The sequence below is a fragment of the Cohnella xylanilytica genome (assembly GCF_014212175.1).
GTDB classification, from domain to species: domain Bacteria; phylum Bacillota; class Bacilli; order Paenibacillales; family Paenibacillaceae; genus Cohnella; species Cohnella xylanilytica.
Window position 1 is genome coordinate 69339 of record NZ_JACJVR010000031.1, and the last position, 24240, is coordinate 93578.

At 56.9% G+C, this 24240-nt stretch carries 19 protein-coding genes; 13 read left to right on the plus strand and 6 right to left on the minus strand.

The features are described 5' to 3' along the window. Positions 1-17 precede the first annotated feature (17 nt). Together H7B90_RS08920 and H7B90_RS08925 are read left to right on the plus strand one after the other, a co-directional pair. Positions 18-1052, plus strand: a complete 1035-nt coding sequence (locus tag H7B90_RS08920) for a Gfo/Idh/MocA family protein (RefSeq protein WP_185135513.1) — start codon at positions 18-20, stop codon at positions 1050-1052. A 184-nt stretch (positions 1053-1236) separates the two neighbouring features. Beyond that, positions 1237-2175, plus strand: a complete 939-nt coding sequence (locus tag H7B90_RS08925) for an alpha/beta hydrolase (RefSeq protein ID WP_246578581.1) — start codon at positions 1237-1239, stop codon at positions 2173-2175. Here H7B90_RS08925 and H7B90_RS08930 read toward each other — a convergent pair. The 5 genes from H7B90_RS08930 to H7B90_RS08950 form a co-directional block, all read right to left on the minus strand. After that, positions 2153-3742, minus strand: coding sequence for an ArnT family glycosyltransferase (locus tag H7B90_RS08930; protein ID WP_185135514.1), 1590 nt, complete (start codon positions 3740-3742; stop codon positions 2153-2155). The two genes, H7B90_RS08925 and H7B90_RS08930, sit on opposite strands and share 23 nt — an antisense overlap. Positions 3743-3756: 14 nt before the next feature. Then, on the minus strand, positions 3757-4896 hold the full coding sequence (locus tag H7B90_RS08935) for a glycosyltransferase (protein ID WP_185135515.1): 1140 nt from the start codon (positions 4894-4896) through the stop codon (positions 3757-3759). Positions 4897-4955: 59 nt separating this feature from the next. Next, a complete protein-coding gene (locus H7B90_RS08940; RefSeq protein WP_185135516.1) occupies positions 4956-7271 on the minus strand; it encodes a cyclic di-GMP-binding domain-containing protein, MshE-related in 2316 nt (771 codons plus the stop codon). Continuing rightward, positions 7268-7528 carry a hypothetical protein gene (locus tag H7B90_RS08945; RefSeq protein ID WP_185135517.1) on the minus strand — a complete coding sequence of 87 codons (261 nt, stop codon included), beginning with the start codon at positions 7526-7528 and terminating at the stop codon, positions 7268-7270. The genes H7B90_RS08940 and H7B90_RS08945 overlap by 4 nt, the downstream gene beginning before the upstream one ends. A 448-nt stretch (positions 7529-7976) precedes the next feature. After that, a complete protein-coding gene (locus H7B90_RS08950; RefSeq protein WP_185135518.1) occupies positions 7977-9014 on the minus strand; it encodes a hypothetical protein in 1038 nt (345 codons plus the stop codon). Between the two features lie 123 nt (positions 9015-9137). Between H7B90_RS08950 and H7B90_RS08955 the strand changes: the two genes are divergently transcribed. The 9 genes from H7B90_RS08955 to H7B90_RS08995 are packed head-to-tail and all read left to right on the plus strand — an operon-like array spanning position 9138 to position 20073. Then, positions 9138-10406 (plus strand): NAD-dependent epimerase/dehydratase family protein, encoded by a 1269-nt coding sequence (locus tag H7B90_RS08955; protein ID WP_185135519.1) that lies wholly within the window; start codon positions 9138-9140, stop codon positions 10404-10406. A gap of 40 nt (positions 10407-10446) precedes the next feature. Further along, entirely contained in the window at positions 10447-11319 is an 873-nt protein-coding gene (locus tag H7B90_RS08960; RefSeq protein WP_185135520.1) for a GAF domain-containing protein, read from the plus strand. Further along, on the plus strand, positions 11312-12205 hold the full coding sequence (locus H7B90_RS08965) for a hypothetical protein (protein ID WP_185135521.1): 894 nt from the start codon (positions 11312-11314) through the stop codon (positions 12203-12205). The genes H7B90_RS08960 and H7B90_RS08965 overlap by 8 nt, the downstream gene beginning before the upstream one ends. 3 nt (positions 12206-12208) lie before the next feature. Continuing rightward, positions 12209-14050, plus strand: coding sequence for a DUF2194 domain-containing protein (locus tag H7B90_RS08970; protein WP_185135522.1), 1842 nt, complete (start codon positions 12209-12211; stop codon positions 14048-14050). After that, positions 14047-15486, plus strand: coding sequence for a GT4 family glycosyltransferase PelF (gene pelF, locus H7B90_RS08975; RefSeq protein WP_185135523.1), 1440 nt, complete (start codon positions 14047-14049; stop codon positions 15484-15486). The genes H7B90_RS08970 and pelF overlap by 4 nt, the downstream gene beginning before the upstream one ends. Further along, positions 15474-16859 carry an exopolysaccharide Pel transporter PelG gene (gene pelG / locus H7B90_RS08980; RefSeq protein ID WP_185135524.1) on the plus strand — a complete coding sequence of 462 codons (1386 nt, stop codon included), beginning with the start codon at positions 15474-15476 and terminating at the stop codon, positions 16857-16859. Before pelF ends, pelG begins: the two co-directional genes overlap by 13 nt. Positions 16860-16878: 19 nt before the next feature. Beyond that, a complete protein-coding gene (locus H7B90_RS08985; RefSeq protein ID WP_185135525.1) occupies positions 16879-18612 on the plus strand; it encodes a CotH kinase family protein in 1734 nt (577 codons plus the stop codon). Positions 18613-18627: 15 nt separating this feature from the next. After that, entirely contained in the window at positions 18628-19335 is a 708-nt protein-coding gene (locus tag H7B90_RS08990) for a polyphosphate polymerase domain-containing protein (protein WP_185135526.1), read from the plus strand. A gap of 57 nt (positions 19336-19392) precedes the next feature. Continuing rightward, complete coding sequence (locus H7B90_RS08995) at positions 19393-20073, plus strand: DUF4956 domain-containing protein (RefSeq protein WP_185135527.1); 681 nt, start codon at positions 19393-19395, stop codon at positions 20071-20073. 82 nt (positions 20074-20155) lie between these two features. Here H7B90_RS08995 and H7B90_RS09000 read toward each other — a convergent pair whose 3' ends face one another. After that, positions 20156-20314, minus strand: a complete 159-nt coding sequence (locus H7B90_RS09000) for a hypothetical protein (RefSeq protein WP_185135528.1) — start codon at positions 20312-20314, stop codon at positions 20156-20158. Between the two features lie 167 nt (positions 20315-20481). Between H7B90_RS09000 and H7B90_RS09005 the strand changes: the two genes are divergently transcribed. Together H7B90_RS09005 and H7B90_RS09010 are read left to right on the plus strand one after the other, a co-directional pair. Next, a complete protein-coding gene (locus H7B90_RS09005; RefSeq protein WP_246578580.1) occupies positions 20482-20931 on the plus strand; it encodes a MarR family winged helix-turn-helix transcriptional regulator in 450 nt (149 codons plus the stop codon). Between the two features lie 28 nt (positions 20932-20959). Further along, a complete protein-coding gene (locus tag H7B90_RS09010; protein ID WP_185135529.1) occupies positions 20960-24181 on the plus strand; it encodes an MMPL family transporter in 3222 nt (1073 codons plus the stop codon). The last annotated feature ends 59 nt before the right edge of the window (positions 24182-24240 follow it).

A 24240-nucleotide genomic window follows, 5' to 3' on the forward strand; every position in this document is an offset into this window, starting at 1 on the left:
GACGGAGGAGTCTGACGATGACGGAGACATCCAAGATTAGAATTCGCATCTCAAACAAATTGCGCTGGGGAATTCTCGGCTGCGCGAACATCGCGGTGGAGGCGGTCATGCCCGCCATCGCAGCCTCGGAGCTGAACGTGCTCGAGGCCGTCGCGAGCCGGGACGTAGCCAAGGGCCGCGCCGTCGCGGAGCGGTTCGGCATCGCCAAGGCGTACGGAAGCTACGAGGAGCTGCTTCGGGATCCGGACATCGACGCCGTCTACATTCCGCTGCCGAACCACCTGCACAAGGAATGGACGATCAAGGCGGCGGAGGCGGGCAAGCACGTCCTGTGCGAGAAGCCGATCGCGCTGAACGCGCGCGAAGCGGAAGAGATGGCGGAGGCTTGCGCCCGAGCCGGCGTCGTGCTGGCGGAGGCGTTCATGTACCGCCATCACCCCCGCATCGATACGATCCTCGGCCTCGTTCGCGGCGGCGAGATCGGGGAGCTGCGGGCGATTCGCGGCTCGTTCACCTTCAACAACGCCGAAGATCATGCGAACATCCGGCTTCGGCCCGAATGGGGCGGCGGCTCCTTGTACGACGTGGGCGTCTACCCGCTTACCGCCGCCAGGCTCATTACGGGAAGCGAGCCGGAGGCGGTCACCGTCCACGCGCTTTTCTCGCCGGAGCACGGGAACGTCGACATGATGGCCTCCGGCCTCGTCGAATTCGCGGGAGGGGTCTCGCTCGCCTTCGACTGCGGCATGTGGGCCGATTACCGCAACACGCTCGAGATCGTCGGCACGAAGGGGCGCATCGAGGTGCCCGAATCGTTCAAGCCGGAGCCGGGCACGCCCGACTGCATCGTCTACGCGAACGGCCAGCGCCGGGTGATCGAACCGTCGCCGGTGAACCAATATTCGCTGCAGGCGGACGACTTCGCCCGCGCCGTCTTCGGCGAGACGCCGCAGCGCTTCGCTCCGGACGATGCGGTGAAGAACATGCGCCTGGTAGAAGCATGCCTGCTGTCGGCGCGCGAGCGGCGGAGAGTGACGCTGGGGAACCAGTAGCGTCAGCGAAATAGAAGCCTGTTAACGGCCGGTGCCCGAGTGGGGTGCCGGCCGTTCTGTCTACGAATGGGGAAAACGGGCTTGGCTTCCGAAGAGCGCTCCGTCCAGGCTGAATGCCAAGGCCGAGGCAAGGGTTAAACTACGGGAAGACGGCCAAACCGTCATGGCTGGAGGGGGAGAAGAGATGCCGAAGGGATGGATGATCCTATCGGTCGGAGCCGTCGCAATGACCGCGCTGCTTCTGCTGTTCTGCTGGCAGCTGTACAAGCTGGCGATCCATCGCAATCGCAAAACGTTCCTTGCGAGCGATCCCAATATGCCGAAAGTGGAGGAGGAAGAAGCGGTGCGGGAGATTCGGGAGTGGTATCGCTCGCAGCCGTTCGAGGAAGTGAGCCTTCGCTCCCACGATGGTTTGACGCTGCGCGGCGACTATCTGGAAGCGGATAAACCGACCGAACAGGCGGTTATTCTGGCGCACGGTTACTCCGGCCACCGGGGAGATATGGCAGCTTTCGCCCGCTTTTACCACGAGCTTGGCTTTCGCGTCCTCCTGCCGGACAGCCGAGGTCATGGGCGCAGCGACGGGCACTACATCGGCTTCGGCTGGCATGACCGCAAGGATTACGTGCAATGGATCGACTACCTCGCGGGCCGTATCGGCCCCGAAGCGAGAATCGTGCTCCATGGCGTCTCCATGGGGGGAGGTACCGTCCTGATGACGAGCGGGGAACCTCTCCCGAAGCAGGTAAAGTGCATCATCTCGGATTGCGCCTACAGCTCGGTGGCGGACATTCTAAAGTACCAGCTCAAGCAGATGTTCAAGCTGCCCGCGTTCCCGCTCATCCCCATTACGAGCCTGATCTGCAAGTGGCGCGCCGGCTTCTACTTCGGGGAGGCGTCGGTCGTGCGGCAAGTGAGCCGGGCGAAGAAGCCGATCCTTCTCATTCACGGAGACCGGGACACATATGTTCCGACTTCTATGTTGAACGATCTCTTCGGCGCCATTCGCGGCGAGAAGGAACGTCTTATCGTCTCCGGGGCTCAGCACGGCACGTCGTTCCTCGTCGATCCGAACGGTTATCAAAGGGTCGTCAGGAGCTTTATCGAGAGGTTTGGGGACTGAAGGATTTATCGCTGTCGACGGCTTCGAACAGCTTCCACCGGTCCCCGAACACTGCAGCGACTGTCCAGCCGGACATGCCTTGACGGAATAAAGCCGGATATTGAATGTTTATGGCGTTCAACTGATCCAGGCCAGAGGGGTCAGGGACGAGCATATATTTTATTCCATATGCGGCTGGATCTTTGAGCGCTTGCTTGAAATCCCTGTCCGAAGTGACGACCATCTGTTTTTGCTTAGTGCTGCTAACGACGATCTCGGCTGCTCCGAATGAATCGAGCAGCACCAAAGAGTCGGGATTAGCCGTCAGAATATCATCCAAGCTAGTAGCAATGGCTCGGCTTAGCTTCATTTCTTCGTAGAGAGAATCTTCTTGAAAATGCAGCATGGAATATTCCTCTGGTGCCATCCTCGGATTATTCATTGCCTTGTAGGATAAGATTCCCGATGCGGCAATCGCCGCGCACATCAGAATGGCGAAGGCGTGACGCAATCGAGGGCGAACGACGTGCCATTCGCGACCGAGCCAAATGACGACAATCGGCAGAGGGTAGAAGAAAAACCGCAGCCACCCGTATGAAATTCCTTGGTATAGCATGTAAAACTGCAGCGTCGGTATCGAGACGATAAGAGCCCCCAAGATAAGAACATCTTTGCGGAATAGACGCCAGCTTAACAGTCGAAATAATATAACGACCGCAAGCGGAGCCAGGAAAGGAACGGATTGCTTGACGACAAAAAAGATGACTTCTTTAACGTTATGTTTAATTCCGAGGAAGAACTCGTTTAAATTGACAGACTGTCCTACGTTCGAGTAGTTCGAGTTCAAGAAGTAAAACGCATTGCCCATAATGGTATAGTTAAACCACAGCCACATTAGCACGGCGAATAACATCGGCAAGATAAGCAAAATAAGAGTCGCTTCGAAGCGCGAGTACCCTCGTCGTAAGCCTTCGTTTGGACGGAGCTGCACGAGAAGGCAGCCGAATAAAACGGCGGCGGCGAATGGTATGGCCTCATAGCGGGTGAGGAATGCAAGACAAAGGGAAAAGCCGATCACGATAGCCGAAGTCATATTCTGTTCGTCCATCCACTCGATAAGATATCGAATGGATAAAAGGATAAACAGGGCAAAGATGCTCTCGCTCATTCCGTTGGAGCCGAACACGTAAATAAAAGGATGAAAAGCGTATAACAACGTCCACAACACTCGATAAGCTAACGGCACGTTCTTGGAGCGAAGGGCCCCGTAGATGACCGCCGCTCCGAATCCGTTGAACAGGGCGGTAACGATCATTCCCGAGATTCCATCCGCAGCCAAGGAAGGCCACCATTTCCAAAATGCTAGTATCGGTAGCTGCAGAAAGCTGGGCAAAGGATTCCACACGAATCCGATGGCGCCTAGATGTGGATCCCGCGTATGCAAGACATAGAAAGCATTGGCCGTCCGGCTGATCGCATCCGTATAGACGAAATGGTTATTCAGCGCCCAGTACCAGATGGCCGGGGCTTCGGCTGCGGCAAGCAAGATGACTAGCAGCCACGTAGCTGAAAACTTTATTTTCCTCATTCGATACATCCTTGTCATCCAACCCGTTCGACGACGTTCGATTTATGATCGTCCGCAGGGTGTTTGGCTTCCGATCCCGAAGAACCGCTCGTTCTGAAGGTCCAAATGCTGTTCATGGCGAAATTCCAGCCGGTCGACACGACGATACCGGTAAGCCCCGAGAATAAGTAATGAAAATCCAACAATCGGTGGGAGCCGTCGACGACAAGAGTGGATACTCCAAGGCCGCCTAAGCTGACGATAGAGAATTTAAGCATTCGGTACCAGAGCGAATCGGTTTTGGCATGCTTCCAAGTAAAGGTGTTATTCCAGGTGAAATTATTGATGGTAGCGACCAAGGTGGCGATAATGAAGGAATAAGCGATGGGCAAGCCTGCAGTGACCAGAAGGACGTAACAAGTGCTGTTCACGATTACGCCGCTCAAACCGACGGCGCAAAATTTCCAAAATCTCAAATCCGGCTCACTGTTTCCGACTAACCGAATGAGATGGCGGACGTAATTGGCTTGCTCCTTCCAATTAAATTTGGAGCTGCCAAGATCCCGCGCTTCGAACGAATAGGGGATCTCCACCACCTTGTTATACTCGGAACGGGCCAAAATCTCCAGGAGGATTTTCCAGCCAATAGGGTTTAACTCCTTGCTGAACGCGGCCTGTCTCCGAACGGCGAAATAGCCGCTGGTCGGATCGGTTATCGACCGTACCTTGCGAAGGGACATACGCGCCATCATTCGCGCCGTCCAGGAGACGAGCTTCCGCCAAACGTTTAGCCCGCCGTCGCTTCCTCCTGGAATGAATCGGGACGGAACGATGATATCGGCCCCTTCCAGACGAATGGCCTCAATGACTCTCGGCAGGCTCTCGGGAGGGTGCTGCATGTCCGCGTCCATGACGATAAACCAATCGCCCTGAGCTATTGCGAATCCTTCTAGAATAGCCGTGCTGAGCCCCGAACCGTTGTCACGGTGCAGATAACGGATGCGGCTGTCGGATCGGGCCAATCCTTCCAACCGCCGGACGGTCTCGTCGTCGCTGTCGTCAACGAACATAATCTCATAAGAGACGGTATCCGGCATCGAGCGCAAGATCCTCTCCGACAACAGTTCTACATTGACACCCTCGTTACGGCTTGGAACGATGATACTGATATCCATCTTATCCCCTCGCTTTGTTCACATGAACGGCTAGAATCGAATGGCTGGCGACGAGCGAATCACCCTTCCAAACCGGGGGCAGCGTCATCGAAGTGGGAAGTGGTATCCAAGCCGTGCGTCGTTTTCTCCCAATAGAACGGTTTGACGATCAATTGCCATGCCGCTTTGTAGGCGGCAATACTCATCATCACCCAATAAAGAGGGGTAATGAGAGCGTATTTGACCAACGAATACGGAATCCAATTTTCCTGCTTCTTCTCCATGTCCTTGATGACCCAGTAGACCCCGGCGATGTTGCTGTATACGAAAAAGAAGTTGCCTATCAGGAACTCAACCGCGGCCATATAGTAGATCGGACCCGGAAAAAATTGCGGAATAAATTCCATGTGCCAGCCGTACCAAAGCACGATCATCAGCCAGAAGAAGGGGTTCAACAAAGGAAGGGCGGGCGTGGCGAGCACCATGACCTGGAATCCGAAAAAACCTTTGGGCCCGATCTCCTTCCATAGACGGATCGGATTGCGCATATGGACAAGCCAAGTCTGCATGTATCCCTTGATCCAGCGGGATCGCTGGCGTATCCAGTTCCCGAATCGGCTATTGGCTTCTTCCCAAGTGCGTGAATCGACGATGGCCGTCTTGTATCCCGCCTTGTACAATCGAATGCCCAAGTCGGCATCTTCGGTAACGTTGAACGGATCCCAGGCGTTCAGTTCCTTCAGAACGGACAGCTTAAAATGATTGGACGTCCCGCCAAGCGGGATTGGAACGTCCAGCCTCATGATCCCTGGAAGTAAAAGTTCGAACCAGATGCTGTATTCCTGAGTAAACCAACGGGTAAGCAAGTTCTGGGTACTGTTGAAATAGTTAAGCTTAGCTTGAATACAGGCATAATCCTCCGGACAGCTCTTGAACGTCGCGTAAACTTTTTTTAATTGGTCGGGATCGGGGAGATCCTCTGCGTCGTAGATTACCACGTATTCCCCTCGCGCCCGAATGAGCCCGTAGTTGCAGGCTTTCGGCTTGGTTTTAGGCAGGCTGTCGGGTACGACCAGAACCGTATAGTAAGCAGGGAGCTTCATGGTCCGAAGAACTTCCCGCATCTCGATGTCGTCCTCTTCGATCAAGAGCCTAACGTCTAATTTTGCTTTCGGGTAATCCAATCGTTCCAAATTGCGAATGAGCTTCGGCAACACTTGCGCTTCCTTGTACATGGGAACAAGGATCGTATACACCGGAAGCTCCCTTTCATCGATAGCCGAAAGTTCCTCCGGCGTGAAACGGTATTGGGCCCCTTTGCTGGAACCTAACATGACGATCCAGAATTTAAAGACCGTCATGGCGAAATAGAACATCTGAACGAGCACGTTGACGAAAAGGGCCGTCTTCCAAAAGTCGAACAGGAGCCCCGCGATCAAGAATAACAGCATCAACGCGGCAACCGCGATCTGGGCGCGGGTGAATGTCGTCTGGGCGGAATTGTGCGGCTGCTCGATAGCCAGCTTGGAGGTGCTCTCGTGCATCATCTCGTCGCCGTACACCTGGGCCCAGAACTTCTCCATCTCGCTGTGCGTCGCAAGCACCTGCTCGATGGGCATCTCGAGCATTCGCTCCAGCTCGCTTCTTCGCTCGTCGCTTAGCGGCGCGTTCACGGCCGCCAGATAGCGGTTGGAGTATTGGTGCACGATGACGACTCCGTATTCCCTGGCGATCTTCTCGGGAAGCTTGACCTGGGTGTCCAAGCTCAGCTCCGTTCCGATCCGGCCGATGTTGTTCTGAGTGGCAATCGCCCGATACAGCTGTTCGGGCTCGAGCATCTGCAGCGATAGGAGCACGTCGCCGAGCATGCCGCCGCTCTGCTTCTGGAATTCGAGCGCCTTGCCCAACTGCTCCGAGGTGATATACTTCATCTCGACCAGCAGATCGCCGAGCCGCCCCTTCTGTGAAGAAGGCTGCAAATATGGCTTCAATTGCTCGGCAGTCACGAAGCCGAGATCGATCATAATGTCGCCGAGCCGCCCGCCGAATTGCTTCTGCCTCGCGATTACCGTGTCCAATTGGGCCTTCGTCAGCAGTCCTTCGGCGACGAGACGGTCGCCCATCCGCCCGCTTCGTGCGGGGGCGGTCGTTTCGGACGGGACGGGAAGGACGTCTTGGGGAGCGTTCTCCAGCTCGCGGCTCCGCTTATGGGACTCTTCGATCTGCCGTTCGAGCTCTTGGGCTTCGTTGTCGAGACGCAGCAGGACGAAAGACTGCTCCGCGCGGCTCCTCTCGAGCCTTGCCCGGGCATCGTCGGCATGTTTCTTCAGCTCTTGGAGTCGCTTGTTGCCTTTGCCGATAGGGATTCCGTTGATTTGAAGTCGAAGCCTGCTCATTGAACGACCTGTCCTTCGATCAAGCTTCGTTCGGTCTCCCGGGCGATCCTAAGCTCTTCGCGAAGCTTGGCGTTGCGGGCGACTTTGGCCCGGTATTCCTCGGCGAACAGGCGGTCTTCCTCTATTCTCGCCGCTTCCAGCGACTCGATAAGCGATTGAAGCTCGCTGATCCGACTCTCGAAGTCGGACGCGCGATAGCCGATGATCGATCGCCATCCGCCGTTCTTCCGGCTGCGATAGGATCGGCTGGTTCTCATTGCAGATCGACCTCCATGTCGGATGGTTGCTTAAGCTTTAACAGAATGAGACGCCGAAACCAAAGTAGATTAAAGGGCGGCTACTTTGCACGTTCAGTTCGGGGCGGTTAGGCATCAAGGTTGAATTTGGTTATTTAGCACTATAAAGATACAAAAGTTTACTGAAAAAAAACTGAACAGAGCTGGACGAAGAGAAAGTTTTTTCTTCGTTATCGGGTGGATAGGCCTAAAAAATACAGGATTTACTTTTTTAATATAGACCGAAAGAACTATAATCGAGTATAAAGGAAAATCGCCCGTCTTGGAATGGAAAGAGGTTCGGAGAAGGGAAACGAAATCATAGTCCGCTATACTTATTCAGAAATTGTTCAGCGGTATCTGTTACGCTGGTGCACATTGCGTCGTAAAGAAGCCGAACTTGGTGAAGTTCGGCTTGTCGGACCGGATATTAGCTAGTAATCTCCAATTGTTCGGGGAATCGGTAGTACTGGTCTCCTTGGACGGAGTGAAGCCTGAAGCCGGCTCTCGCGAAATCCCGGTTCTCGTATTTAGCCGTATAGGCGACGTCCCGGGTGTAGAAGTCCGAATAGTTCTTGCTGTAAGGGAACCGACGGACGAGATCGTGGTAGGGCTTGGCGGACGAGTAATAGATAGGCGATACCCCGTAGGCGTCCAAGGAGAAGACGCCTGCGGCCGCTTCGTTCATACGGAAGAACTTGCGGAGGGCATCGCTCGAGAATTGTTCGTAATCCGCACTGCTGACGCTCATCAAACGAATGCCAAGGTGCATGCGGTAGTAGAGCGCCTTGTCCATCTTGGTCCGGAATCGCGAAGAGAAGGCGCTCGGGCTATTCGCCTTGGTGATGTCGGTGGGAAGCAGGAAGCTCTCCAGCAGGTAGATGTCCCTTCCATCCATCGCCGTCTTAAGAGACTTGGAATTATGAGCCGGGTCGTAGGCGCTGCTTAACACGTCGTCGGGATTCCAGGCGTTTACGAACGCCACCATATTCTTGTCGTGAATATAGCGTACGATCTCGTTAAACCGGATTCTCGTTCCGCCGTAATCGTAGCCCGCATCGTCCAAGAAGATCCCGTCGGCTCCCATGTCGAGCCATAGATCGGTTCGCCTCTTCAACTCCTTCATCGGGTACTTGATCTTCGTATAATCCAGATCGATATACCCGTAGAATTGTACGTTCGGGGAGATCCCGCGAACTTTGCGCATAACTTCGGCGGTAGAGTCGTGGTGCCCGTCGGAAGGCAGCTCCAGTCCCTCGCCGAACACGATATGATCGTATTGCGCGAAGAGGTCCGCGGCTTGATCTGCGTTCCATAGCCCGTTCACGCCCTCGGGAGTTCCGTAATAGATTAGCAGCTTGTTGCCGCCAGCGGAGGCGATCTCCGCCGAAGCCTGTCCGACAGGCAGAGCGGCTGCGGCAAGCCAGAGGGAGAGCAGGCAGAGTATTGCGCTCTTTCGGTTCATCATGGTGACTCCTCCGATCGTAAGTTCTAAGAAGTTATTATGCCTATTATAGGCGCAACGATTATCGGAAGCTATTCGCAAAAAGAACGAGATTCTGTTGAAATTCGTCCAAACGGGGTGCCTGAAGTGAAAGTGCTTATTACAGGGGGCTATGGGTTCATAGGTTCGACCATAGCCGAACGGTTCCATAAGGAAGGCCATGATATCTATGTGATCGACGACTTGTCTACCGGACGGAAGGAGCACCTGACCGTTCCCCACAAGGCTTATTTGATGGATGTGGCCGATCCTTCCTGCGATGAAGTATTCGCCAGCGTAGCCTTCGACGTCGTCATTCACCTCGCGGCCCAAGTCGATGTCGCCACTTCTATGAGGGAACCCGTCGCGGATACGAGGACGAACGTCCTCGGATTGGTCAATATCCTGAACTGCGCGGCGAAGCACGGCGTCAAGAAGCTGATCTTCGCTTCCTCCGCCGCCGTGTACGGGAACGCCGAGCGAATTCCCGTCAAGGAGGAGGACGCGGGCCAGACCCAGTCCGTCTACGGGCTGAACAAATGGCTCGGGGAATTGTATTGCGGCCGATGGGGCGATTATTATGGGTTGAAGACGCTCTGCTTCCGATTCGCCAACGTGTACGGCCCCAAGCAGGGGAATGGGGGCGAGGGAGGCGTCGTGTCGATTTTCCTGGAGGCGGCGTTGCGGGGAGAGCCTATTCAAGTATTCGGGGACGGGACGCAGACGAGGGACTTCATCTATGTCGGAGACATCGCCGATGCAGTGCTGCGCGGCGCGACGAGTGACGCTTCCGGAGTCATGAACTTATCGACCGGCAGGGAGACCTCCATTAACGAACTTATCGGCATCGTAAGGGAGTTTCATCCGATCCCGGAGCCGGAATACCGAGATCCGCGTCCAGGCGATATCGGCCGATCGTGTCTGGACAACGAGACGGCCAAGAAGACGCTCGATTGGGTGCCGCTCTTTACGGTCAGGGAAGGGCTGGAGATCACCTACGAATGGGCGGCGTCCCGCTCCGCCCGGCAGGCTCTCGCCGCCGAACGCAAACCGCGCCGCAGCTGGCACAAGAGAGTTCGTAAGCTGCGAGGGTACGCGGAGAATATAATCCTTTTGGGAATTCTAGTTGCGTACATGACCGCAAGTCCCTATTCGGTTCCGGGAACGGGGGCTGGATCTGTTTCTAGTCTATATTTTGCTGATGGGGCTTTTCTATGGAACCCGGCAGTCCGTGCCCGCGACCGTCGGAGTCATTGCCTACTTGTTCGTCCGGAATTTGGCGGACGGTTGGTACTGGGGGAACGTCATTACGGATACTCAATTCCTGTTTCAATCTTCGATTTATTTGTTCTTCGGCCTGGCAGTCGGATTCGTTAAGGACCGATATACTCGCGAGAAGCTGACGCATACGGGGGAAATGGCGATCGAGAGAGCGCGGTATGAGTTCTTGAAGGATATCTATCAGGATACGCGCACAGTTAAGGATACGCTTCAGAAGCAGGTGCTGACAAGCAAGGACAGCCTTGGAAGGCTGCATTCGATTGTTGCCGAGCTGGAGAGTCTGGAGCCCGAGCACATCGTGATGAAGTCCGTCAACGTGCTGGAGGAGCTGATGGAATCGCGCCGAGTCGCGATCTATGCCGTTGCCGCGAATTCGAGCTACATCCGTCTTGTCGCTCAGTCCTCGGACGAATCGTTTAGCATGCCAAGGTCGATGAATTTGGCCGATTCGCCTTCCATCGCCCGCGTCGTCGAATCTGGCAACGTGTTCGTCAACAAGGCGCTCGCCGCGGGCGATCCGGCTATGGCGGCGCCCGTCGTCAGCAACGATCAGACGATCGCCGTCGTTCTTCTGCAGGAGCAACCGTTCGAGAAGTTCACGCTTTATTACGAGAATTTGTTCCGGATCGCCGTCAGTCTCATCTCTCGGGCTTTGTCCCGCTCGTTCCGGTTCGTCGAGGCGACGCGCAGCGAACGATTCGTCGACGATACGGTTATTCTGCAGGAGGCGCCGTTCCTGGAAGTCTTGCAGAGCAAGAAGGCCGCGAAAGATCGAAGACAGACCGAATTCGTCCTGTTGGAGCTGGAGAATGCCGGGCAGGAACTAAGCATGCTTGCCCCTAAGCTGTCCGGAGCCCTTCGAAGCACCGATTACATCGGTCTGAGAGGAGAGAAGGTCGTGATTCTGCTCTCCAGTACCGGCCAAGACGAAGTCCGATTCGCAGTGGCCCGGTTGGAGAAGAGCGGCTTCAAGACCCGTATCCTCCAGGAGGAAGAGATTTATGCTTGACGCCGCGCTGCTTCTAATCGCTCATTATGCTGCCGCGGCCATCTTCCTCGCTTATGCCCGATGGCGCGGCAGAGGCATTCACGGCGTTCTGTACGGGCTTCTTCTGGGATTGCCCGTCGCCGGCCTCGTTCTCGGCGCGGCAGTCTTACTCTCTTCGCGACGGCGACCGGACGCCGGCGAGGGTCGGTTCGCGGATGTGATCGAGATGCAGAGCGGCGGCAGCGAGATGCTCCATCCCGTAGACGTCGAGAAGGAGACCGACACGATTCCGATCGAAGACGCGCTTGGCGTGAACGATCATCGCGTAAGAAGGGAAGTCGTTCTCTCCGCTTTGAAGATGGACTCGTTGGACATGGTTCCGCTGCTAGCCAAAGCGGCGCAGAACGAAGATACGGAGACGTCCCACTATGCCGTCGCGGCCGTTATGGAGATGAAGCGGAAGATGGTGGCGCAGCTTCAGAAGAGCGCGGTCGCCTTCGAGAGATATCCGGAGGACTGGGAGACCGCGGCCAAGGCCGCCGCCGTTCTGAAGAGCTATCTGGGATCCAGCCTGATGGATGCCCGTATGGAGAGGACCTATCGAAGGCTGCAAATCGACGTGCTCGACCGTCTGATCGAGCTGGACAGTCCGAACGAGGAGCATTACGCGGCCAAGATCGAGGGGGAGATGCTGTTAGAGAGATTCGACAAGGCCCGCGAAGCATGCGAGTTGTATCTGAAGCGGTTCCCCGACTCCGAACAGGCCTACTATCTCCAGTTGAAGCTCTGGTACGAGACGCGCTCGTCTACTCAGTTCGCCTCGACAATGGAGGCGCTGAAGAGGTCGAGAATCACAGTCTCCCATCGGACCCTGAATTTGATTCGGTATTGGAATGCAGGTGTGTAACGAATGATTAGATCAAAGCCTTTGACCATCATGCTGGTCTTCCTGAGCGTGGTGACGGTGATCACCATGCTGCTTCAAATATCTAGATCGGACTTCTTCCTCATCTCCAAGAGGGATGCTGCGGATCTCGTTCGTCCGTCCCGGTTGACCAAGGAGAATGCCCTGCCCGAGGATAGGCTGAAGGCGCTCGATCAGGAGCGCTATTTGATTTTATACAACCCGAACGAGGAGTTCAGTCGCAAAATCAAGGTAAATGCGGAAACTCTGCTGGCGGGGATGAAGAAGGGAGTGCGGTCCCAGTCCGTCTCCGAGCCTCTCGATTCCGACTATAAGCCGGCCGCGATTATCGTGACCGTGCAAAGTTACTCTAGCATCGCCGATATGGACGCCTTGATCCGGTACGTGGAACAAGGCGGCCGTGTCATGCTGGCCGCCGTTCCCGAAGTCGACAACGGGTTTTATCGATTATATCGCAAGCTTGGCATTCTGGATTCGGGAAGCTATGTGGACGCCCAGAGCATCCGATTCAGGCGGAACATCCTCATCGGATACGGGGACGCGGAGTTCAACGGAGAGAGCTTGCAGAATTCGCTGCTGTCGGTCAAGCTGGACGAGCGGGCCGAAGTACTGGCGGAGACGGATGAGGGCTCTCCGCTCATCTGGCAGACGGCATACGGGGACGGCGAGTTCCTCGTATTCAACGGAACGATGCTTCAGGATAAGATCAGCCGGGGGCTTATCGCGGGCTGTCTGGGCACCTTACTGCCGGACTTCATATATCCGATCTACAACTCCAAAAGCGTCTATATCGACGACTTCCCCGCACCGCCGCCGTCTTTGCTGAACGACAAAATTTACGGACAGTATCAAATGGGCGTCGGCCAGTATTACAGTCAGATCTGGTGGCCCGACATGATTCGGTTCGCCAAGCGTCATCACCTGCGTTATACGGCTCTGCTGATCGTCAATTACGGGGACAGGGTGAAGCCTCCCTTCGATTGGAGAGAGGATAGCGACGCCGAGAATTTCGCGCGATACAGCAAGGAGATCTTGAAGCAGGGCGGCGAGATCGGCGTGCACGGGTACAATCACCAGTCGTTGACGACGGATAAGAGGATCGCCGACGCCTACGGTTATCTTCGTTGGCCGGACGAAGACGCCATGGCCGCCTCTCTTCGAGCGGTACTGGAATTCGAGCGCAGCGTTCTGCCGAACTACAAGCTGCGGACTTACGTTCCTCCCTCCAACGCGATGGATTCAAGTGCACGTTCCGTTCTTAAGCGGGAGTTGCCGGATCTGACCAACATCTCTTCGTTGTTCTTGGAGGATGCAGAGAGGATTACATACGGGCAGGAGTACGGGATAGGGGAGGACGGAGTCGTCGATCTTCCCCGGGTAACGTCCGGCTTCTCTCCGGACATTTATGAGCAATGGTCGGCCGCGAATATCGTTACGGCGTACGGGTCGTTCTCCCACTTCGTTCATCCGGACGACAGCTATGACCCAGAGCGCAGCTACGGGCTGACCTGGGAGCAGCTGAGCAAGCGGTTCGAGGAATTCCTGGCCGATATCGACAAGCGGTACCCTTGGCTGACGCCGACGACCGCTTCGGAGGCGAGCAACGCCGTTGAGCGCTTATCGATCAGCTCCCCTGTCATCGTGAGAGAACATGACGGTCTAAGCGGCTACATAAACTCGTTCACCGGGCCGCAGGAATTCATTCTTCGCACTGACAAGAAGATAGCGGAGGCTTCCGGCTGCCAGTGGTCGAACATTGACAGCGGGGTCTATCTCATCAAGGCGCAGCGCCCCGTTTTTAAAGTGAAATGGAGGGAAACGGAATGAGGATCTGTATGGTGGCCGAAGGCTCGTATCCCTATATCACGGGCGGGGTGTCCAGTTGGATTCACTCTCTGATTCAGTCCATGCCTCAGCATGAGTTCGTTATCTACGCCATCGGCGCGGAAGAGAAGAACCGCGGCAAGTTCAAGTACGAGCTGCCCCCGAACGTAGTTGAAGTTAAGGAATCGTTCCTTGACGTGTTCATGCGAGAAGAGGATATATGGGGCAAGTCTTACCGGCTCACGCCCGAGGAAAGGCAGTCGATCCAGTCGCTGATCGCTGGCACCGGCACCGACTGGAACACGCTCTTCAAACTTCTCCGCGACGAGAGATGGGAAAGCTCGACGGAGTTTCTGATGAGCCGGGACTACTTCGATGCGCTTAGCGAACTGAGCCGGGAACGTTATTCGCAGCTCCCGTTCCGGGAGTTGTTCTGGACGGTCCGCTCCATGCTGCTCCCGCTGATGCAGCTTCTTCGCGAGCCAATCCCGGAGGCGGATCTCTACCATACGGCCTCGACGGGTTATGCCGGCATCATTGCCAGCTTCGGCAAAACGCTGTACGGACGAAAGATGCTGTTGACCGAACACGGCATCTACTCCCGCGAACGGGAGGAAGAGATCATCAAGGCCGAGTGGGTGCAAGGCTACTTCAAAGACCTCTGGATCCAATTTTTCTACGGCTTATCGCGATGCGCTTACGATTACGCCGACCGGGTCATTACGCTGTTTAACCGGAACCGGGAGATCGCCATCGAGCTCGGCTGTCCGGAGGACAAGATCTCGATCGTCCCGAACGGCGTCAAGCTGGGCGATTATGCCGCCCTGCCGGGCCGTTCCAAGGGAGAGGAGGATTCGCGTCTGCATATCGGGGCGGTCGTGCGAATCGTTCCGATCAAGGATATCAAGACGATGCTCGGAAGCTTCGCGATCGTTAAGCGGGAGATCCCGGAAGCCGTCTTCACAATCATGGGGCCTACGGACGAAGATACGGAATATTACGAGGAATGTCTGGAGATGGTCGAACTGCTCGGCTTGAAGGATGTGGAGTTCACTGGCTCCGTCAACGTAAAAGAGTACCTGGGCAAGATGGACATTATCGCTTTGACGAGCATTAGCGAAGGGCAGCCACTGTCCGTGCTCGAGGCGATGGCGGCTGGCAAGCCGTGCGTAACGACGGACGTGGGGAGCTGCCGCGAACTGCTGCAGGGGCGCGACGATGGCATCGGGCCTTCCGGGCTGGTCGCTCCCGTCATGAACGAGGAAGAGATCGCCGCCAACCTGACGGCGCTCGGCCGGAATCGGAAGATGCGCGAGGAGATGGGCCGCAACGGGCGTCTGCGAATCGAGCGGGAATACACGCACGACAGCTTCATCGCCCGTTACGAGAACCTGTACCGTTCGCTCGCGAGAGGAGGGGGAGCTCCATGGCAGGAATAGGATTTCAACTGAAAACCCTGTTCGGCCGCGAAGGCATTATGCATCGAATGAAGGCGGTCGCATACGCTTCGCTAGTCACGGTTGGACCGATGATCTGCTGCATGGTCGGCATGATCGCCATTTATCTTCTGATGGCGTTCGCCGATACTCCTTATCTGGAGCGCCAGCTGTTCCAATCGGGTTCGTCCTACGCCTTCGCCTTCTCGTTCATGCTGACGTCGCCAATCTCTCTTTTCACGACGCGCTCCGTCTCCGACCGGTTATATACGGGCCAATACCGATCCCTGCTTCCTTCCTTCTACGGCAGCTTGCAGATCGCATTGGCCGCAGCGGCGGTACCGGCACTCGTCTTCCTGTTCCTTGCTCCGCTGTCCCTTGGAGCCAAGGTCGCCTTGATCGTGATGTATATGGCGCTGTGCGTCATCTGGATGGAAGTCGTCTACATCTCGGCTATGAAGGCCTACCGCAATGTCGCGCTCGCCTTCCTAATTGGCGTCTCCTTGGCGGTAGGCCTTGTATGGCTGCTGATCCGCGGGGGCAGCCATTCGGTCGCTTATCTGTTCGCGGCCATGGCGGCCGGCTTCACAGTAACGGCCGGACTTCTGCTGGTTCAGATCGAGCGGTTCTTTCGCCTGACCGAGGACACGTCCCGGGTTTACGAATTCCTAAGAGACTTGCGCCGTCATCCTTCCTTGCTCGGCACCGGCCTCTTTACGGGCTTGTGCATGTTCGAGCATCAGATAGCCCAGTGGATCGCCAACGGCCAATGGATCGGGGGGAGCTTCCGAGTCTCTCCCCTGTATGACGTTGCCGTTTACTTCGCGGTGCTCTCCGTCCTTCCGACGCTGATCTGGTTCGTCGTATCGGTAGAGACGACCTTCTATCCGAAGTACAGGCAATATTACGATTTGGTACTTACGAACGGAACGATCGGCGAGATCGACAAGGCTCGCCGCGAGCTGGAGAAGGTGCTCTTCTCGGAGTTAGCCAAGCTCATGGGAATGCAGCTGGCCTTCTCCATCTTCGCCGTTGCAGCGGGCATCAAGTTCCTGCCTTACATCGGGTTCACAAGCCTGCAGATCGATACCTACAATATTCTCGTTATGTCGTTCTATGTCTATGTCATGACGAGCATTATCTTGCTGCTGCTTCTCTACTTCGACGACCGCCGGGGAGCCCTGGCCGTGTCGGCCGTATTCCTGGTGTTGAACCTGGTCTCATCGGTTCTGTTAAGCGCCGACAAATATCAGGGCTTGTCGTTGTTCGCCGGTTCGTTCCCATCTCTGCTCGCCGCTCTGGGACGACTGTTGTACCGCACGAAGCGGCTTCATTACATTACCTTCAGCGCGCAACCGCTCGTCGTTCGCCAATAAGGATACGGGAGAGTCGATTATGAGAACCGATGGAAGGGTGTTCCGCCGTGCTCGGATCGCCGTCTTGTTCGCCGCTGTCGCCGCCTTGCTGGGTGCTTGCAGCATAGAAGAAGACGAAGGCTCGATTGCGGAACCCGCGAATAACCAATCGCCGCACTTAGCCGAGGCGACCTACTCCGCCGGACTGAAGGAGAACCGGATCGTCTACGACAAAGACAAGCCGGATTCGCTCGTCAACCTATATATCACGCTGACCGAGGATAACAAGACTGCCGAGAAGCCGATGAGTTGGGCCGAGTTAAACCGGATTACCTACACTCAACCGGAAGGCAATCCCGAGATGAGCGTCATCCTCCAGGAAGGGGATGAGAATGGGCCCAAGCCCGGCATGTTCGGCTATGGAGAACCGTACCCTAACGGCAAGATCACGCTTCGGGGCAAGTCCACACTACGGGCTAGCCAGAAGTCGTACAAAATCAAGCTGCTGGACAATGCGGGCCGATGGAACGATCAGGAGACGATCAACCTCATTAAACACTCCTTCGATTTTAGCCGCATACGCAACCGGCTCAGCTTTGATTATTTCAAGCAGATTCCGAACTTTACCAGTCTGCGGACGCAGTTCGTCCACCTGTACGTCAAGGATCTAAGCGGCAGCGGAACGTCGGATAAATTCGAAGACTATGGCTTGTACGAGCAGATCGAACAGCCGAACAAATCGTTCTTGCGCACGCACGGCCTCGATCCGTACGGTCAGTTATACAAGGCGTCCAGCTTCGAGTTTTTCCGCTACCCGGAACAGTTGAAGCTCGCGACCGATCCCGACTACGATAAGGCAGCGTTCGAATCGGTACTGGAGATCAAGGGCTCGAACGATCACGCGAAGCTGTTGGAGATGCTCGACGCGTTGAACGACAACTCTCGGGACATCGACGACGTGCTCGACCGATACTTCGATCGGGACAACTTCATGACATGGATGGCGGTCAACATCCTGATGGACAACATGGATACGCATGCCCAGAACTTCATGCTGTATTCGCCGATGAATTCGAACAAATGGTACTTCCTCCCATGGGATTATGACGGCGCTTGGGGCTACTACGAGCAATGGCCGGACCGGCCGTCGAGCCGTCGGGAGTGGATGGTCGGCCTTCAGAACTACTGGGGCAGCGTTTTGCAGAAGAAGGTGTTCAAGAATCCGAAGAACGTGGAGGCCTTGACCGCCAAGATCGAGGAACTGAGCAAGATCGTCAATGCCGACCAGTCCCGGCAAATGATCGAAGGCTACCGAACTGTCGTGGAGCCGTTCATTCGCAGCATGCCTGACATTCAATACCTTGGCGGGCCGGTCTCTGGCTACGAAGCGGAATTGGAGCGAATCATCGAATTGCCGGAGGTCAACAAGAAAAAGTATCTCGACAGCCTCCAGAAGCCGATGGCATTCTTCCTGGGAGATCCGAAGAAAACGAACGACGGCTATGCGTTTAACTGGGACATCTCCTACGACCTGCAAGGCGACGAGTTGCATTACACGTTCGAGTTGGCCAAGAATCCGTTGTTCTCGAACCCGATCGTCAAGCTGAACGGCTTAAGCGAGCCTACCGTAACGGTGAACAAGCCTCTTAAGGGTCATTACTTCTGGAGAGTTAGAGTGACGGACTCTCGGGGCAACGAGATGTCGGCTTTCGATCAATACGTCGACGAGGACGACACGGAATACAACGGCGTCAGGGATTTCTACACGCAGTAAGGAAGGCGGGCGGATATGCAATTCGCTGGAAAGAAGCTCCGGCATGAGCACAAATATTATATCTCGATGAACGAATACGAAGGCCTGCGTCGGCGGATCCGCCCTCTTCTGGCGATGGATCGCAACTCGATCGGCGAGGAAGGCTACCACATTCGCAGCCTTTATTTCGACGACGCCCACGAGAGGTCTCTCTTCGATAAAAACAACGGGTACTTCCATCGGAAGAAGTACCGGATTCGCATCTACAACATAAGCGACAAGATCATCAAGCTCGAGCGGAAAAGCAAGTACAACGAATACGTCGCCAAAGAATCGGCCTCTCTGAGCCGGACTCAGGTCGATAACCTCTTGAAAGGGGAATACGACTCGCTCCGGGAGATCGGCAGCCCGGTGGCGGAGGATTTCTATTGGGACCTGCGCGCCGGGAAGATGAGACCGTCCGTCATTGTCGATTATTGGCGGGAGGCTTATATCGAGCCCTTCTCAGATACGAGAATCACGTTCGACAAGGAACTCTCGGCCGGATTGCACGAGTTCGATTTGTTCGACGACAAGGTTTCGACCTGGTACGCTTTGAACGAGCCGAAGATGATCCTGGAGGTCAAATATAATCATTATCTTCCGGGGTCCGTCGCCGGGCTGCTTCAGATGAGCGCGCATCAGCGTTCGACGATATCCAAGTACGTGCTCTGCAAAGAAAGGCAGAAGGTATTTCTGAGTTAGAGGGGCGGCCGGGGACCGGCGTCCAGCCGGACCGGCATCGGGAGGAGAAGCGTAAGGATGAATACCGAATTTAATTTTAACGACATTATCAAAAAGAGCGTCCTTAACCTCGAGGCGTTCCGAAGCTTGTCCTATGTGGACTTGCTGTGGGGACTGCTCATCGCTCTGCTTGTGGGCTTGTTCATTTATTGGGTGTACCGCAAGTGCTATCGGGGCGTCGTGTACAGCCACAACTACAATATGACGTTCGTGCTTATGACGATCATTACCGCCCTTATCATTATGACGATCAGTACCAATATCGTGCTCTCGCTCGGGATGGTCGGGGCGCTCAGTATTGTGCGCTTCCGCACGGCGGTCAAGGATCCGATGGATATCGTCTATATGTTCTGGGCGATCTCAGCGGGCATCGCGGCGGGAGCGAAGATCTACCCGGTGGCGGTGGGAGGATCGCTCGTCGTGGGCGCCGTGATCTGGTGGCTGTCCCGCCGCAAGGAGAACGGCCTGCCGTACCTGCTCATCGTTCATTACGACGAGAAGGCCGAGGATGAGGTCAAACGGCGGATTCGCAAAATCCATTCGGTGCTGAAGTCTAAAACGATCAAGAAGTCCGGCATCGAGCTGACGGTCGAGATCAAGATGCAAGGAGATAATCTGTCGCTCATGAACGAGCTGTCGGCCGTCGATGGCGTTCAAGACGTCGTCGTCGTAAGCTATAACGGCGATTACGCGCAATAATTTTATTCGTCGGGCCCGCATGGCGGGCCTGACTGCATTTACTGGGAAGGTCGGCCGAATGGGGGATGCCCGTATCGGCGGGTTAGCTATCCGAAGCCGCGGATTCGTTCCGTTCTGCCTGCTCGTAGGCGATCAGCGTAATCGGATGGCCGCTGGAATTGCGCAGGCGCTCCTCCAATTGCCGGATTTGCTGAACGTCTTCTTGGCGCAGCTCCGCGAAGGCATAGTCGTTAGTCGACATATATCCATTCTCCTTGGATGTGATCTGTAGTTGTAGCATATGGATTGTTGGGAAGAGTTATGAGGGGCTGCGGTTTATGTCATCTAGGCGTTTGACGGGGACTTCTCTTTTATGTTAAAGTTCACGTGTAGAACAATTCGTAAGACAAACCATTCGAGGATGATACTATGTTGGACGCCAAAGCGCTAAGCCAAATTATCGACCGCTACAAGTCGGCGATGTTCACGGTCAACCGCAGGCTCAACGCCATGATGCGCGAGGAGATGCCGGCGGACCTGACGCTCGACCAATTTTCGACCATTCAGTACATCCGGGCCCGGGGGCAATGCACGTCCTCGGAGCTGGCCGACGCCTTCTGCGTGGGGAAGAGCTCGATCACGGCGATCATCAACCGGCTGTTCGACAAGCGGCTGATCCGGCGCCTTCCGGACGAGAAGGACCGCAGGGTGACGTATCTGGAGCTGACGGACGAAGGGGAGCGGATCGCCATCGAGCTCGACGCCAAGATCGAGAGCCTGCTGGAGCGGTACATCGCGCACTTCGACGAGCAGGAGGCCGCCCAGTTCATCGAGACCTACGAGAAGCTGGCGCGCGTTCTCGTGCAGCCGGAAGAGTAAGGCACAGGGAGAGGGGAGAGAGACCGTCATGAAGCAAGTGGTAAAAGCCCGATGGCTCGTTCTGGCCGTCTGGATCGCGGCCGTCGCCGCGCTGATTCTGACCGCGCCGAACATGCAGGAGCTCGTTCGGGAGAAGGGGCAGATCTCCGTGCCGGACGGGTATCCGTCGACGATCGCGGCCGAGCTGCAGGATCAGATGAGCGCGCAGGATGCGAGCGGCTCGTCGGGGGCGTCGACCATTCTCGCGTTCCATTCGGACAGTCCGCTGACGGACGAACAGCTGAATGAAGTAAAGGGCGGCGTCGAAGCGCTGAAGAAGCGGTCTTCCGAGCTCGGCATCGTCTCGGTGAATACGCACTTCGATACGCCGGAGCTGGCTAGCCAGATGGTGTCGAAGGACGGGAAGACGGTGCTCGTGCTGCTGGGCGTCGATCTGGAGGGCAAGGCGGCGTCGGAAGTCGCCGACTCCCTGTACGCGGCCCTTGACGGCGTGCCCGTGGATCACTATTACACCGGCAACTGGATCATTCAGGAGGACGTCGTCGCGAGCTCCGAGGAAGGGCTGGCGAAGACGGAATGGATCACCGTCGTCTTCATCCTGGCGATTCTGTTCGTCGTCTTCCGTTCGGCGATCGCGCCGTTCATTCCGCTGCTGACGGTCGGAATCAGCTATATCGCTTCTCAGTCGGTCGTCGCTTACCTGGTCAAGTACGTCGATTTTCCGCTGTCGAACTTCACCCAGATCTTCATGGTCGCCGTCATGTTCGGCATCGGCACCGATTATTGCATCCTGCTGATCAGCCGGTTCAAGGAAGAGCTCTCCCACAACGGGGGGGACAAGATCCAGGCGATCCTCTCCACGTACCGGACGGCGGGCAAGACCGTTCTCGTGTCCGGGCTCGCCGTACTCGTGGGCTTCGCGTCCATCGGCTTCTCCACGTTCGGCCTGTACCGCTCCGCGGTGGCCGTGGCGGTCGGCGTGGCCGTGCTGCTGATCGCGCTCGTCACGCTGGTGCCGTTCTTCCTGGCGACGCTGGGGCAAGCGATCTTCTGGCCGGCGAAGGGGTCGCTGGAGCACAAGCCGAGCCGCCTGTGGGGAACGGCGGGCCGCTTCTCGCTGCGGCGGCCGCTCGTCGCGCTGGCGATTCTCGCGGTCGTCATCGTGCCGTTCCTGAGCATCTACAAGGGCTCCATCTCCTTCAATTCTCTCGACGAGATCGGAGAGAAGTACGATTCGGTCAAAGGATTTAACCTGATCGCGGACAGCTTCGGCCCGGGCGAGACGCTTCCGACGACGGTCGTCATGAAGACCGACAAGAAGCTGGACGATTCCGCGGGTCTCGCGATGATCGAGCAGGTGACCCGCGAGCTGTCGAAGGTGGACGGAGTGAAGGCCGTTCGCAGCGCGACGAGGCCGACCGGAGAAGCGCTCGAAGACTTCCAGGTCTCGAAGCAGGTCGATACGCTGGACGGCGGTCTCGGCCAAGGCAGCGACGGCATCGAGCAGGTGGCCAGCGGCTTGTCCGACGCGAGCAAGGCGCTGGCGGACAACGCCTCGAAGCTGAGCGGGGCGGCCGCGGGCGCGGATGAGCTCGTGGACGGGACGCAGCAGCTCAAGCAAGGCATCGTCCAGCTCGGCGACGGCCTGAAGCGGATCGAGCGGGGGCTTCGCGACGGCACGGCCGGCGCGGGAGAGCTGCGCGAAGGGCTGGCGCAGGCGAAGGCGAGCGCCGACAAGCTGGCGGCGGCCGGCAAGGAGCTGCAGAAGAACTACGAGAGCCTGGGCGCCGGGCTCGAAGGGCTGACGACGGCGTACGGCGACCTCGCCTCGAAGCAGAAGGCTCTCTCCCAGAGCATGGGCGACTTGAGCCGGAGCTTGGGGGCTCTCGGAGACAAGTATCCGGAGCTGAAGGAAGACGCCGACTATGTACGCACGAAGGAGACCTTGTCGCAGCTCGCGGCCAGCTCCGGCCAGATCGCCGGCGGCATGGACCAGCTGAACGGGCAGCTGGCGGGAGCCAGCGGCGGGCTGAAGCAGGCGAACGCCGGCTTGAAGCAGGCCGCCGAAGGGCAGGCGCAGCTGGCGCAAGGGCTTCAGGCGCTGGCGGACGGCATTACCGATCTCCAGTCGGGGCTGAAGCAGGCGGCGGACGGCCAAGGGCAGATCGTCGGGAAGCTCCCGTCGCTGACGGGAGGCTTCGACAAGCTGACCGAAGGGCAGAAGCAGCTGGGAGACGGCTTCGCGCAGCTGAACGGGCAATTGGGCGAGCTGACCAGCGGCCTGAACAAGAGCGTGGACGGCCTGACTCAGGTGACGGGCGGCTTGAAGTCGGCGCAGGACTACTTGGGCGAGCTGTCCTCGGCGCCGGATAAGCAGCTGAGCGGCTGGTTCATTCCGGAATCGGCGATTCAGGGGAAGGACTTCCAGACGGCTTTGGACGTCTACCTGTCCCCGGACCGGAAGATCGTCAAGTTCGACGTGATTTTCGACGGCAACCCGTATGACCTCGGCACGCTCGAGAAGACCGACGACCTGACCGCGGCCGTCGAGAGGGCCTTGGCGGGAACGGGCTACGAGCAGGCGCAATATGCGGTAGGGGGCGTCAGCAGCATCAACAACGACCTGCACCGGATCTCGTCCGAGGACTATTCCCGAACGGTTATGCTCATGCTGATCGGCATCGGCCTGATTCTGATCGTCCTGTTCCGTTCGGTCGTCATTCCGATCTATCTCATTCTGTCGCTGCTGGCGACGTACTACACCTCGCTCGCGGTCACGGAGCTCGTCTTCGTCCGGATGCTGGGCATCTCGGGAACGAGCTGGTCGGTGCCGTTCTTCGGCTTCGTCATTCTGATCGCGCTGGGCGTCGACTACAGCATCTTCCTGATGGACCGGTTCAAGGAATACCGGCACCTGTCCCCGAAGGAAGCGATTCTTAAAGCGATGGAGAACATGGGCACCGTCATCCTGTCGGCGGCGGTCATCCTGGGCGGCACCTTCGCGGCGATGCTGCCTTCGGGAGTGATGTCCCTGCTGCAGATCGCGACCATCGTTCTGTGCGGCCTGTTCCTGTACGCGCTGATCGTTCTGCCGCTGTTCATTCCGGTCATGGTCCGGACGTTCGGCGAAGCCAACTGGTGGCCGTTCATGGGGCGCCGGGAGGGCGACGGGCCGGCGGCGTCCGGATACGCGGAGCCTGCGGGCGCGGGCGGCGGCAAGCGCGCCGCTCACGCCGGGGACGGCGTATAAGCGGGACAAAGAGACACCCCCTTCGGGATTCGTTCCCGAGGGGGGTGTTTTGCGCGGCG